This is a genomic window from Amycolatopsis sp. NPDC059021, assembly GCF_042739895.1.
In the GTDB taxonomy this organism is placed as follows: Bacteria; Actinomycetota; Actinomycetes; order Mycobacteriales; family Pseudonocardiaceae; genus Amycolatopsis.
Genome location: NZ_JBHYIQ010000030.1, coordinates 84,222 through 97,524, shown reverse-complemented (window position 1 = coordinate 97,524; position 13,303 = coordinate 84,222). Strand labels below are relative to the sequence as shown.

The 13,303-nt window shown below is 68.9% G+C and carries 11 protein-coding genes; 5 read left to right on the top strand and 6 right to left on the bottom strand.

Going from position 1 to position 13,303, the window contains the following annotated elements:
- Nucleotides 1-116 precede the first annotated feature (116 nt).
- From ACFWX1_RS19730 to ACFWX1_RS19715, 4 genes are all read right to left on the bottom strand, one after another.
- Nucleotides 117-1,541, bottom strand: coding sequence for an NDP-hexose 2,3-dehydratase family protein (locus tag ACFWX1_RS19730; RefSeq protein WP_378389214.1), 1,425 nt, complete (start codon nt 1,539-1,541; stop codon nt 117-119).
- Between the two features lie 214 nt (nt 1,542-1,755).
- Nucleotides 1,756-2,271 carry a pyridoxamine 5'-phosphate oxidase family protein gene (locus ACFWX1_RS19725; RefSeq protein ID WP_378389212.1) on the bottom strand — a complete coding sequence of 172 codons (516 nt, stop codon included), beginning with the start codon at nt 2,269-2,271 and terminating at the stop codon, nt 1,756-1,758.
- Nucleotides 2,272-2,323: 52 nt separating this feature from the next.
- The gene (locus ACFWX1_RS19720; RefSeq protein ID WP_378389210.1) at nt 2,324-3,394 is read right to left on the bottom strand and encodes an LLM class flavin-dependent oxidoreductase; all 1,071 of its coding nucleotides are present in this window, start codon (nt 3,392-3,394) and stop codon (nt 2,324-2,326) included.
- A gap of 31 nt (nt 3,395-3,425) precedes the next feature.
- On the bottom strand, nt 3,426-4,310 hold the full coding sequence (locus ACFWX1_RS19715) for an LLM class F420-dependent oxidoreductase (RefSeq protein ID WP_378389208.1): 885 nt from the start codon (nt 4,308-4,310) through the stop codon (nt 3,426-3,428).
- Nucleotides 4,311-4,525: 215 nt separating this feature from the next.
- On the opposite strand from ACFWX1_RS19715, the gene ACFWX1_RS19710 reads away from it, so the two are divergent.
- Both ACFWX1_RS19710 and ACFWX1_RS19705 read left to right on the top strand, forming a co-directional pair.
- Complete coding sequence (locus ACFWX1_RS19710) at nt 4,526-5,542, top strand: Gfo/Idh/MocA family protein (RefSeq protein ID WP_378389206.1); 1,017 nt, start codon at nt 4,526-4,528, stop codon at nt 5,540-5,542.
- A 2-nt stretch (nt 5,543-5,544) separates the two neighbouring features.
- On the top strand, nt 5,545-6,861 hold the full coding sequence (locus ACFWX1_RS19705) for an aspartate aminotransferase family protein (RefSeq protein ID WP_378389220.1): 1,317 nt from the start codon (nt 5,545-5,547) through the stop codon (nt 6,859-6,861).
- 199 nt (nt 6,862-7,060) lie between these two features.
- Here the strand turns inward: ACFWX1_RS19705 and ACFWX1_RS19700 are convergent, their stop codons facing one another.
- Both ACFWX1_RS19700 and ACFWX1_RS19695 read right to left on the bottom strand, forming a co-directional pair.
- On the bottom strand, nt 7,061-7,696 hold the full coding sequence (locus ACFWX1_RS19700) for a dTDP-4-dehydrorhamnose 3,5-epimerase family protein (RefSeq protein WP_378389218.1): 636 nt from the start codon (nt 7,694-7,696) through the stop codon (nt 7,061-7,063).
- Between the two features lie 103 nt (nt 7,697-7,799).
- A complete protein-coding gene (locus ACFWX1_RS19695; RefSeq protein WP_378389204.1) occupies nt 7,800-8,945 on the bottom strand; it encodes a glycosyltransferase in 1,146 nt (381 codons plus the stop codon).
- A 154-nt stretch (nt 8,946-9,099) separates the two neighbouring features.
- Here ACFWX1_RS19695 and rfbH point away from each other — a divergent pair, with 154 nt between their 5' ends.
- From rfbH to ACFWX1_RS19680, 3 genes are all read left to right on the top strand, one after another.
- On the top strand, nt 9,100-10,407 hold the full coding sequence (gene rfbH, locus ACFWX1_RS19690) for a lipopolysaccharide biosynthesis protein RfbH (protein ID WP_378389202.1): 1,308 nt from the start codon (nt 9,100-9,102) through the stop codon (nt 10,405-10,407).
- A gap of 225 nt (nt 10,408-10,632) precedes the next feature.
- A complete protein-coding gene (locus tag ACFWX1_RS19685; protein ID WP_378389200.1) occupies nt 10,633-11,898 on the top strand; it encodes a cytochrome P450 in 1,266 nt (421 codons plus the stop codon).
- A 34-nt stretch (nt 11,899-11,932) separates the two neighbouring features.
- Nucleotides 11,933-13,141, top strand: coding sequence for a cytochrome P450 (locus ACFWX1_RS19680; RefSeq protein WP_378389198.1), 1,209 nt, complete (start codon nt 11,933-11,935; stop codon nt 13,139-13,141).
- The last annotated feature ends 162 nt before the right edge of the window (nt 13,142-13,303 follow it).

The following is a 13,303-nucleotide window of genomic DNA, read 5'->3' as shown; positions in this document are numbered from 1 at the left end:
CCTGCGGGACCGGCTGCACGCCGCCGTTCCCGCCGGTTCGTAGTCCACAAAGGACGAACGTGCCGTTAAGGCCACCTTCCGGGCGTCTGACGCCCGTAAGGTGGCCTTAACGGCATTCAGAGGCTGCGCATGCTGGCCATGAGGCTGCGTAGTTCCACCGTCAGGTAATTGCTGTGCGAGAGCAGCGACATCAGCTGGTTCAGCGTGGTCCAGAGGTACCGGTCGTCGGACTCGGCGGCGAAGTCGTCCTCGACCTCGATCACCAGGTAGCGGTTCTGCGCGTGGTAAAAACGGCCGCCCTCCTCGGAGTGCACGACGTCCAGCCGCACGCGGTGCGTGGGCGCGGCCAGCGCGTAGTCGAGATAGGGCGGGCGGTATTCCTCCGGCGCGTCGGCGTAGTTGCCGGGCTGGCAGTGCACGGTGGCGGTCAGCTCGGCGATGTTGAGCGTGCCCGCGTCGCTGCGGGCCTGCACCAGTGCGTGCAGGGTGCCGCCGATGCGCTTGACGAGCAACGCCAGCAGGCCGGACTGCTTCGGCGCCACCAGCGGCTGGGTCCACGACGTGACCTCGCGGTTGCTGGCCCGCACATCCACCGCGACCACGTCGAAGTACTTGCCGTCCCGATGGTCGATGACCTCGTTCCCGAGGCGCCAGCCGTCTTCGACGACCTCCTTGAGCGGGACCCGGCGCTGCACCAGTTCCTGGCGCGCCCGCACCTCGGTGAGCCAGCTGAGGATCCGCGCCGGATCGTTGACGGCCCTGCCGTGCCCCGACAACGAGCGCAGGACCGCGTCACCGAAGGAGTCCTCGCCGCCGTCCCAGTCGCCCGGCCGCACCAGTGCGGGCGGGACGCACGACAGGACGGTTCTGGAGTCCATGTTCACCATGTGGTCCAGCCGCAGCAGGCGGCGGATCTGATCGAGGGTGAGCCAGCAGAAGTCCTCGTCGAGCGGCACGTCGTCCTCGGTCTCGACGACGATGTTGCGGTTGCGCTTGTGCAGGAACCACGAGCCCTGCTCGGACTGCAGCCCGTCGAACAGCACCCGGCCGCGGGAGTCCGGCCGGAAGTACTCCATGTACTTGGTGGCCGCGCCGCCGTGGACCTTCATGTAGTTGCTGCGCGTGGCCTGCACCGTCGGCGAGATCTGCAGGCCGTTGATGTTGCCCGGCTCCATTTTGGCCTGCATCAGACAGTGCGGGACGCCGTCGAACCGCTTGACGAGGATGCCGAGCACACCGATCTCCGGCTGCACGATGATCGGCTGGATCCACTCGCTCACCCACGGCCGGTCGGTCCGGACCCGCAGTCCCTCGACCGAGAAGAACCGCCCGCTGGCGTGGACGAGGTTGCCCGTGTCCGGCTCGAAGTCCCAGCCGGACAGATCCGCGAACGGGATCCGGTCCACCCGGAAGCTGTGCGCGCGGGCCCGCGCGTTGAACCAGGAATGGAAGTCCGCCATGGACATGACCGCGTCGTCGGCCGCGGCGGATTCGGAACGCCCGTCCTGTCTCGTGTCCGTGTGTATCGCGCTGTAGACCACGTGACTCCCTCGCTGTCGTGCCCACCCGCCGGGCCGGCCGGAGAACCGCGGCCGGCGCCGGTGGGTGCTGCTCCCGCAGCCCGGGTCCCGGACACCGAGAATTCCTCGGGTACAAGGGAAACACGCCGACCTGCCTGGTCTTCCCGGAGCGTAGGACAGCCTCGGCGCGCTGGGCATCCCCCGACCTGATAGGCGTCCCGCTCCCGGAGCCGGGCTAGCCGTCGGCGGCGGGACCGCGGCCACGCCCTCGCTGAGCGAGCCGCACGTGTTCCTGGAGATGGGTACCGTCGCGGTCGGTGAGGACGTTCGACGTCTTGCCGTAGTCGATGCTGCGCCAGCGATCCGGCGTCATCCTGATGATCACGTGGCCCGGGTTGAACGCCTCGACGAACTCCCTCGCCTGCTGCTCGGGCAGATACCGCGCGGCTACCGGGAAGGCGGCCTCGACGGTGGCCTCCTCCCAGGCGGTGACCGGACCGGACACCGACACGTAGCGGTACGGCGGATCCTCGTTCTGGACGACCAGCGTGAACGCGCCGGTCTTCCTGATCAGGCGGCCCTTCAAGGTGTCCTCGCCGTCGGTCCACAGGACCACGTCGCCGCCGGGCCGGTAGCCGTACCACATGGGCACGGCCAGCGGCGGCCCGCTTCTCCGCTGCACCGCCAGCACGCCGATGTGCTTGCCGGCCAGGAACTCCTGTTGTTCCCGCTCGGTCATGCTCAGATCCACGATGACGCCTTCCTCCTCGTCGCTCCTCCTGCCCGGGAGCACCGCTGTCCGGTCAACGGAACGCGGGCATGACCTCGGCGGCGAAGAACTTCAGCAGCTGCTTCATCTCCTCGATCGGCATCCGCCGGGTCGAGCCGAAGTCGCACAGCAGATTTCCGTACCCCATGTCCTGAATGGACTTGATCTGGGCGATGACGCGCTCGGGATCGCCGATCACCTCCAGCTGGTTCCACCCGAAGTCCTCGTCCGCCGCGATGTCCTTGAGGCGCTCCAAGTGGTACTCGTAGCTCTTGGCGGCGCCACCGGTCTTCGAGTCGATCGGCGCGTTGCCCGCGAGGAAGATCCGCGTGCGGTCGAACGCCGCCTCGAACCGGGCCTGTTCCTCACGTGCCCGCTCGTTGGACTCCGCCACGTACACGACGCGGCTGGCGACCAGCTCCGCGTCCTCGGTGTCGAACCCGTGCGCGGTGGCGGTCGCGTACCAGGTCCGCGCGGCCTCGGCGATCCGCGCGAACGGGGCGGCCGGGTCGGCCAGGATCGGCAGGCCGCGGGCGGCGTAGGTCCGCACGGTCTCCGGGCTGATGGCGGCGACGTGCAGCGGCGGATGCGGCCGCTGCACCGGCTTGGGCCACAGGCTCAGCGGGTGGGTGGTCTGGTGGAACCGGCCCTGGTATTCGAAACCGTCCGTGGTCCAGAGGCCGAGCAGCATGTCGAGGCATTCGTCGAACCGGTCACGGGATTCGGCGAGATCGAGCCCGAAGTTCTCGAACTCGATGCTCTGGTAACCGCGGCCGATGCCCAGCTCGAGCCTGCCGCCCGACAACAGGTCCACCATCGCGGCCTCCTCGGCCACGTGGATCGGGTCGCGCAGCGGCAGCACCACGATCCCGGTGCCGAGCCGGAGCCGTTCGGTGCGTGCCGCCAGATTCGCGAGCATGGTGAGGGTGTTGGGCACGGTCCCGAAGTCGTGGAAATGGTGCTCGGCCATCCACACGCCGTCGAAGCCGAGTTCCTCCAGCAGTTCGACGAGTTCGAGATGGTAGTCGTACACCTCCCGCGCGGACTGCCCGGCGAACTGGTGGAAGAGATGGAAGGTGGAGAACTTCATCGGGCGGTGTGCCACGTGCGTGCTCCCTTCGATACGGACCGGTGTCCTATTTCCCGTGCAGGAGTTCGATCACCGGGGCCAGCGCTTCGAGGTTGCTCTCGATCACGGTGAAGTAGCTGATCCCGTAGCGCTCCCGGTGGGCCTCGAGCTGCTCGGCGACCTGCGCGGCGGTGCCGAAGAGCACGGTCGGCAGCTCGCCGAGCTCCTCGGCCGTGAGCTCGGGCATCCGCTGGTGCAGTGCCTCCAGCCGAGCCCGGCGATCCTCGGTGATCTCGACGAAGTTGGCGAGGATGTTCAGCTCCACCTCCGGCAGGCGGGGGCCGAGCGCGGCCTTGGTGAAGCCGACCCGCCGGGCGATCTCGGCGGCGTCGGCCAGCACCATCTTGTGCGAGACGGCGGAGCCGATGAACCCGATGATGTCCGCGTGCTCGGCGGCGAGGGCCAGCAGGCCGTCACTGTGCCCGCCCAGCAGGAGTGGCGGGCCGGGCCGCTGCGCCGGCCGCGGCTGATGGTCCGGATCGTGGTAGCGGTCCTTGAGTTCCTTGATCGTCCGCGCCAGGTGGTCGAGCCGCTGCCGGGCGGACGGAAAGGGAATCCCGGCGGCGTCGAACTCGTCCTTGACGTATCCCGCGCCGAGGCCGACTTCGAAACGACCGCCGGTGAGCTGGTCGGTGCCGGTGACATCCCTGGCGAGCAGCGCGGGATTGTAGAAACCGGCATTGAGCACAAAGGTCTTGAGACGGACGCGTTCGGTGTTCTCGGCGGCGACCATCAGCGACGGAAACGGTGCCAGCATTCCCAGATGGTCACCCACCCCGATGATGTCGTATCCGAGATCCTCCGCCTTGCGGCATTTCTCGATCCAGGCGGCGCGCGGGGCGGGCGCGATCATGTCGACCCCGAACCTGAATGGTTTCATCCCAGTGGCCATACCGGCAACGTACCGTCCGCCGGATGATTTGTCCGATGAATTGACGGGGTCCGCGTAAACAAAAGGGGATGACTCCGGGAAATACGTCCGCGCCGCCCGGTTCCGCGTAGTTCTATCAGCATGAGGGATGCGAAGGCGGACGAGTCTGCCCTAGCGTCGAAGGTGATCAGTGCCGGAATCGCGCTCCGCCTCGGCACGCCGGGAAAGGAGACCTCGTGACTCCCCTGCGCATCGGGATCATGGGATGCGCGAGCATCGCACTCCGCAAGATGCTCCCCGCCATGGCGGACCTTTCCGGCACGGAAATCACGGCGATCGCCAGCCGGGACGTCGGCAAGGCCGGGAAGGCCGCACTGGCCTACGGTTGCCGCGCGGTCGAGGGCTATCCGGCACTCCTCGACCTCGACGAGGTCGAAGCCGTCTACATCCCGCTGCCGAACGCCGCGCACGCCGACTGGATCGAGCGCGCCTTGGCGGCCGGCAAGCACGTGCTCGCCGAGAAACCGTTGACCACCAGCGTTTCCCGGACGTGCGCGCTGCTCGCCGCGGCACGGTCGGCCGGGCTGGTGCTCATGGAGAACCTGATGTTCCTCCGCCACAGCCAGCACGCGGCGGTCAGGGAGCTGTTCGAGGACGGCGCGATCGGCGAGCTGCGGGCGTTCCACGCCGCGTTCGCCGTGCCGAGGCGACCGGCAGGCGACATCCGCCACAGCGCCGAACTCGGCGGCGGAGCGCTCCTGGACACCGGCGTGTATCCGGTGCGCGCGGCGATGTCCTTTCTCGGCAACGATGTGGACGTCGTTTCGGCGGTGCTCACCCGGCGGCACGGCCAGTCCGTCGACTCCGGCGGGCACGCGTTGCTGTGCACCACCGGCGGCGTCGGCGCGCACGTGGCCTTCGGCCTCGACCACGCCTACCGGTCCGGTTACGAGCTCTGGGGCAGCGCGGGACGGATCGTCCTCGACCAGGCCTTCACCCCGCGCGCCGACCACGTCCCGGTAGTACGCCTGGAACGGCGGTCGGGCGTCGACGAAATCCTGCTGCGGGCCGACGACCAGGTGGCGAACACGCTCACCGCGTTCGCCACGGCCGTCCGATCGGGACGGCTCCCGGACAACGACGACGTCGCGCGGCAGGCGGTGCTCGTCGACGACATCCGCACCAAGGCGAGGCTTTACCTCGATCACGCCACCGAGCCGGTGGGTTCGATGCCAGGAGGATCCCTATCGTGACCATGACTGTGCCCCAGGCCGCCGGCACGTCCCAGCTGCTGGCCGCGCGGTTGCAGATTCCCCCGATCCCGTACAGCCACGCCGCCGGGTCCTGGGTCTACGCCTCCGACGGGAAGCGCTATCTCGACGGCGCCAGCGGGATCGTCAACGTGAACATCGGCCACGCCCATCCCGTCGTCGTCGACGCGCTGCGGGAGCAGGTCGGCATCTGCACCTACGCCAGCCCCGGCACGTTCGCGCCGACCCAGATGCAGCAGCTGGCCGCCGCCACCGCGCGCGCCGTGCACCGGCCGGACGACCAGGTCATGTTCACCCCCACCGGCACGCACGCCACCGAGGCCGCCATCGCGCTGGCCCGGCTGGTGCAACGGGCCCGCGGTGAGGAGGGCAGGCACAAGATCCTGACGTCCTCGCTGGGCTATCACGGCAACAGCGCGTTCGTGCTGGCGTTGTCCGGTCACCGTTCCCGGCGGCCGCACCCGGACGACAGCTTCGGCGTCGCCCCCGCCTTCGACCCGCCCTATCCCGGCCAGCACCTCGGCTGTCCGCTCCCGGTCTGCCAGGCCGAATGCGCGCGGTCCGTGCGCGACGCCATTGTCGAGGCCGGCCCGGAAACGGTCGCCGCGGTCCTGCTGGAGCCGGTCAACGGCACGACCGGCGGCGGATACGTGCCACCGGCCGGATACCTGCGGGCGGTCCGCGAGATCTGCGACGAGTACGGCGTCCTGTTCATCCAGGACGAGGTGCTGACCGGGCTGGGCCGCACCGGCCTGCCGCTGGCCTCGCACCACACCCCGGGCGCGGACGCCGACATCGTGACGCTGTCGAAGGGACTCGGCGCGGGCTACGTCCCGCTCGCCGCGACGATGCTCGCGCCGCGGCTGGCCGAGGACATCATGTCCAGCGGAAAGTGGTTGCCGCTCATGGGAACCATGTCGGCGACGCCGCTGCAGGGCACCGCCGGGCTCGCGGTGCTTTCGGTGCTGGAAGACCTCGGCGTCTTCGACCGCGACGTGGTGAAGGGCGAGGCCGTCGGCAAGCTCGTCACCGAGGCGGTGCGGGGCCAGGCGGTGGTGAAGAACGTCCGCGGCCTCGGCTACTTCTACGGCATCGAGCTGACGCCGGGCACCCTCGGCGACGTCATGCGGATCACCAGGAGCCACGGCTTGCTGTTGTACCCGTTCGTCAACTGGCACCCCGACCGCACCGGTGAAGGCCTGCTGATCGCGCCGCCGCTGAACTCCACCGACACCGACCTGGACTTCCTCGGCGAGACACTGCGTACGTCGCTGGCGCAGGCCGGTGAGCGCGTGAACTGAGCGGCCGTCGAACGGCCAAGGCCCGGGACCTCGGTCCCGGGCCTTGATCCCCGCCTCGGCGGGTTTCGCTGTGCGGGAGGACGTCTTCAGTGCGGTGGTCCCGGATCCACCGGCCCACCGCGGTGTCCCGAACGCTCCATTGGGGACGGTGAACGTCCCGAACGCGTCGTTCGCGACAAGCCGAGCGAGCGGAAGGCCGCTAGCCGGAAACCCTTGCCACGGCGGGCGTCCCGGTCAATCGCATCCGGGAGGCGCGAAGCGCCAGGCAGGTGTCGTAGTCCGGCAGCAGGCCCAGTTCGGCCGCCTCGCGCAGCGTCGGCGCGGCGGCGTCGCGATCGGACAGGATGGGCTCGCCGGGCAGGTTGAGCGGCAGGCCGATCTCCGGGTCCAGCGGATGCACGGTGAGCACCTCCGCCGGCCGGTAGAGATCCGAGAGCTGGTACTGGACGCAGGTGTCGTCCTCCAGCGCCACGAAGGCGTGGCCGAGGCCCTCCTCGACGTAGACCGCGGTGCCGCCGTGCCCGTTGAGCACCATCATGTCCCACTGCCCGAAAGTCGGGGAGCCCGTCCGCACGTCGACGACGAAGTCGAGCAGCGAACCCCGCAAGCAGGTGACGTACTTGGCCAGGCCGGGCGGGGTGGCCGCCCCGTGCACCCCACGCAGGACATTGCGGCACGAGGTCGAGATGTTGGTCTGCATGAACCTCGGCCGGTACCCGAGCGCCTCGGTCAGCACGTCCTCGCGGTAGACCTCGAAGAAGTCACCACGTTCGTCGGTGAACGAACGGGACGAGACGAGGAAGGCGCCGCTGATGGCCAGCGGCCGTACGGTCATGCTGCGGGTACTGACGCTGCCAGTGCTCATTTCCGATGGATGCCTTTCACCGCAAGGGCGCACGGCCCGTACCCCGTGCCATGCGCCGGGACTCCCGGTGTCCTCAGGACGCCTCGCCGACGATCCGCTCGATGCGGCGGGCCACCTCTTCCGGCAACGGCAGGGCGGCGATCTCACCGGCGAGTTTCCCCGCGGCCGCGGCGAAACTCGGGTTGGAAATGATCTCCTGACAGGTCTTCGCGATGACCTCGCTCGCGGCCTCCTCCGTGGAGAGCACGACCGCGGCGCCCGCCTCGGCGAGCCGGCGGGCCATGTCCGTGGTGCGGTACATGCTGGTGTCGGGGATCAGCACCTGCGGCACCCCGAAGCTCAACCCGGTCATCATGGTGCTGCCGCCGGTCTGGTGCACCAGGACGTCACAGGTGGGCGCGACGACGTCCATCGGGATCCAGCCCGCGTGCACGTTCTTCAGCCGCTCGCGCAGTTCGGGCGCCGCGTCCTCGCCCACCGCCACCACGACCTCCGTGTCCAGGGTGGCGATGTTCTCGACGACGCTCTGCAGGAAGTCGTACTGGTTGTACCTCGCGACGCCGGTGCCGAGGGTTACCCCGACCCGGGTGCTCGCGCCCTTCGTGTACATCCACGGCTCCACCACGGCCTGCGAGTTGCCGGGGATCCAGCGCATCAGCTGCGCGGCCGCGGCGTCGGCCGGGCGCAGGCCCGGCGGCGCGATCTCGATCGTCATCGCGGGCTCGGGCAGGTGATCCAGGCCCAGCTCCTTCAGCTGCTCGCGCAACTGGTCCTCGGCACCCTCGTCCATCATCCGCGGGTCGTGGATGTCCCAGGCGTGACGTACATACGGAATTCCGAGGTGCGCCGCCAGCAACGGGCCGGAGTAGGAGGTGACCCCGCTGACGATGACGTCCGGGCGCCAGTCCTTGCTGAACGCCAGCAGGGCGTCGAGGGTCACGTACTCCATGTACGCGTACCAGCGGCCCGCCATGATCTCGCGCTCCACCGGGTCCTCCGGCACGTGCGTCAGCCCGCTCTGGGCGATGATCTTCTGCGGGTTCAGCTCCGGGTCCGTCGTCCGCACGGCGGCGAGCCCGACCTCGGCGATCGTCGGCATCAGCGTGTCGACCGAGGCGGTCGTCATGACCTGGTGTCCCCGGTTGCGCAGGGCGTTCGCGAGCGGAACGTGACTGAATACCGTCGACGGGGCGACCCCGGCGAGATTAAGAACCTTCACGATCGTCCTCCCAGGTCGGCGCGTGTCGGCTCAAGCTTGCCGACAGCGCGGGCCGGAACCATCACCAACGCGGGTAGTCTCCGCCCGCCACCGGGAACGGCCCTACCACGTTGGGGGATGCCGCGCCGTTCCCGCGCTCCTAGCGTGTTGTGACATGGCCGACTCAGCCCGATCGCAGCTGCTGGAGCAGGTCCGCGGCTACCACGACGCCCACTCCCCCGGCCAGGCGCCGTTCATCCCGGGGAAGACTCCGATCCTGTCGTCCGGGGCGGTACTGGACGCCGACGACCGCGAAGCCCTGGTGGCCGCCGCGCTCGACATGCGGATCGCCTCCGGCACGATCGCGACGAGGTTCGAGTCGGCCTTCGCCAGGAAACTCAAGCGGCGCAAGGCGGTGCTGACGAACTCCGGCTCGTCGGCGAACCTGCTGGCGCTGAGCACGCTGACGTCGCCGACGCTGGGCGACGAGCAGCTCAAACCGGGCGACGAGGTCATCACGGTCGCCGCCGGGTTCCCGACCACGGTGAACCCGATCCTGCAGAACGGCATGGTGCCGGTGTTCGTCGACATCGAACTCGGCACGTACAACACGACGGCCGAGCGGGTCGAAGCCGCGATCTCCCCGCGCACCCGCGCCATCATGATCGCGCACACGCTGGGAAACCCGTTCCCGGTGGCGGAAATCGCCGAACTGGCCGAACAGCACGGCTGCCACCTCATCGAGGACAACTGCGACGCCGTCGGCTCGACCTACCACGGCAGGCTCACCGGCACGTTCGGCCGGTTCTCCACGGTGTCGTTCTACCCGGCACATCACCTGACCATGGGCGAGGGCGGCATGCTGCTGTCCTCGGACATTAAACTGGCCAAGCTGGCGAAGTCGTTCCGCGACTGGGGCCGCGACTGCTGGTGCGAGCCCGGCGAGGACGACCGCTGCCTGAAGCGGTTCGAACTCCACCTCGGCACGCTGCCGGAGGCCTACGACCACAAGTACGTGTTCTCCGAGGTCGGTTACAACCTCAAGAGCACCGACATCCACGCCGCGCTCGGCCTGAGCCAGCTGGCCAAGCTGCCCGATTTCATCGAGGCCCGCAAGCGCAACTGGCGCCAGCTGCGCGAGGGCCTGGACGGCCTGCCCGGACTGCTGCTGCCCGAGCCGACGCCGGGCAGCGACCCGAGCTGGTTCGGTTTCATCATCACGGTGGAACCCGACGCGGGCTTCGACGTCCCGGAGATCGTCGACTACCTGGAGGCACGCAACATCCGCACCCGGCGGCTGTTCGCGGGCAACCTCACCCGCCACCCCGCCTACATCGGCAGGCCGCAGCGCATCGCGGGCCCGCTGACCAACAGCGACATCGTGACCGAGCGGACGTTCTGGGTCGGTGTCTACCCTGGCATCACCACGGAGATGATCGAGTACGTGATCGGCACGCTCAAGGAGTTCGTCGCCACCCACTGACCCGAAAGTCCTTTGTAGACATATTGCCGTGAAGGCCTCCTTGCCGACGCTCAACGCCGGTAAGGAGGCCTTCACGGCGTCGGAACGCGTTGGGGAATGGCGAAGACGCCTATCAGGTTGAGGGATGCTCAGCCCGGCAACGCTTCCCTATCGTTGCGAAACGGGGCCGCTGTGCGCCCATCCCACGCCAACGGATCGCATGCATTGACACGAAAGGGAGGGGCCATGACCACCACGGCCAACACTTCGGCCGAGCCGGTCGACCTTTTCTCACCAGAAGTGGTCGCTGACCCGTGGGGGGCGCACGCCCGAGTGCGCGAGGCACCGACGCTGCAGATCGGCGGCTTCATGGGCGGGCCGCCGATGTACCTGGCCGCCCGCTACGAGGACGTGCGCCAGGTCCTGATGGACCCGCGGTTCCTCACCAACCCGCTGCCGGACTCGCCCGCCGAGGACATCCGGAACGGGGTCTTCAAGCACCTGAACATGCCGGAGGAACTGATCCCCTGGCTGAAGAACCTCATCAACGCCTCCGACGGCGAAGACCACGCCCGGCTGCGCAAGCTGGTCTCCTACGCGCTCACCGCGCACCGGGTCGGCAAGTTCCGGCCCCGTGTCGAGGAGATCACCGACGTCCTGCTCGACAAGCTGGAGGCGGAGGGCGGGGACGGCACGCCGATCGACCTCGTCCAGACGTTCTGCTACCCGCTGCCGGTCACGGTGATCTGCGAGCTGGTCGGCGTCGACGAGGAAGACCGTCCACAGTGGCGTGCGTGGAGTGACGCGATGGCCACTTTGGACGGTGAGCGGCTGCCGGACGAGGTGCGCAAGACACTCGCCGCCGCGCGCCGGATGATCGAGCGCAGGCGTGCCGAGCCGAAGGACGACCTGGTCACCGCGCTCGTGGAGGCGCAGGCGAAGAACGACGGCCTTGTCACCGACGACGAACTGGTCGGCGTCCTGTTCAGCCTGGTGACCGCCGGGCACCAGACGACGACCTACCTGATCGGGAACTCGGTGCTCGCCCTGCTCGAGCACCCGGACCAGCTCGCGCGGCTGAAGGCGGACCCGTCGATGTGGCCGCAGGCCATCCGCGAACTGCAGCGCCTCGGCCCGATCCAGTTCGGGCAGCCGCGGTTCGCCACGGAGGACATCGAGGTGGGTGGCACGGTGATCCCGCGGGGGATGCCCATCGTGCCGCTGATCATGGCCGCGAACGCCGACCCGAGGAAGTTCCCCGAGCCGGAGAAGCTGATCGTCGACCGGCTGGCCGTGGGCAGCGAAAGCCACCTCGGCTTCGGCAAGGGAATCCACCGGTGCCTCGGTCAGCACGTCGCGTATCTGGAGGCGGAGACGGCGCTGCGCGGGCTGTTCACCCGGTTCCCGGACCTGTCGCTCGCGGTGCCGCGCGAAGAGGTCCCGTGGATCCTGCGGCCCGGTTTCACCCGGACCAAGGACCTCCCGGTGCGGCTCGTCCCGCCGGCGTCCTGAAGCCACGCCTCTTTTCGCCCGAGGAGGATTCCCCATGACCGAAACCGTCGCCTTCCCGCAGGACCGCACCTGCCCCTACAAACCGGCGCCCGGCTACGAACCGCTGGCCGACCGGCGCCCGATCGCCGAGATCACCCTGTACGACGGCCGCAAGGCCTGGGCCGTCACCGGCCACGACCTGGCCCGCAGGCTGCTGTGCGACCCGCGCATTTCCAGTGACCGCACCGATCCCGCGTGGCCGATGGTGAGCGCGGCGGCGGCCGTGGAATTCAGCGACGTCCAGCAGAAGGTCATCAAGCTCCTGACCGCGCTGGTGGGCGTCGACGGCCCGGCACACCGCGCGCGGCGCAAACTGGTGCAGGCGGGCTTCACCGTCAAGCGGATCGACTCCCTGCGGCCGAAGATCCAGGAGATCGTCGACCGGCAGCTGGACAAGATGATCGAGAAGGGCGCTCCCGCGGACCTGGTCAGCACGTTCGCCTCGCCGGTGCCGCTGATGGCGTTGTGCGATCTGCTGGGCATCCCGCACGAGGACCAGGAGTACTTCGAGAAGAAGGCGCACCGGATCCTGTTCGGCCCGGACGCGGGCGGGGCCTACGACGAGCTCATGGCCTACCTGACCAAACTGATCGAGAAGGCCCAGCAGAACCCCGGTGAGGGTTTTCTCGAAGCTCTCCTCGCGGAGCGCGACGCCTCGAGCGACGTGGACCACGAGGAGATCCTCCAGATGTTCCTGATCGTGCTGGTGACCGGCCACGACACCACGTCGAGCTCGATCGCGCTCGGTGCCTACACCCTGCTCCAGCACCCCGAGCGGCTCGCCGAGCTGCGGGCCGACCCGTCGCTGCTGCCCGCCGCGGTGGACGAGCTGACCCGGTTCGTGGTCGTCCCCGACGGCCTGCAGCGGGTGGCCGCGGCGGACATCGAGGTCGACGGGACCACCACCATCCGCAAGGGTGACGGCGTGTTCTTCCTGTTCTCCCTCATCAACCGCGACGAGGAGGCCTACGACCGGGGCGACACCCTGGACTGGCACCGCCCCACGTTCCGCGATCACCTGACATACGGGTTCGGCACCCATCAGTGCGCGGGCATGAACCACGCGCGCGCCATCATGGAAATCGCCTTCGGCAGGCTCATCGAGCGGCTGCCCGGCCTGCGTCTCGCGGTCCCGGCCGACGAGGTCCGGGTCAAGCCGGGAGACGCCTTCCAGGGCTTGGCCGAACTTCCGGTCGCCTGGTAGGTGTTTCGCGGTCCTTTGTGGACTCTGAGGTGATTGGGGGCCCTTCGGTGCGTTCGCCGCGCCGAAGGGCCCCGTGTCATGTCCGCTTCCGCGCTGTGGGGCGGGGGCGAGGCCTCCGGGGCGGGAGCACATCCGTGTCGGTCGGTGTAAGGAGGGCGCTCG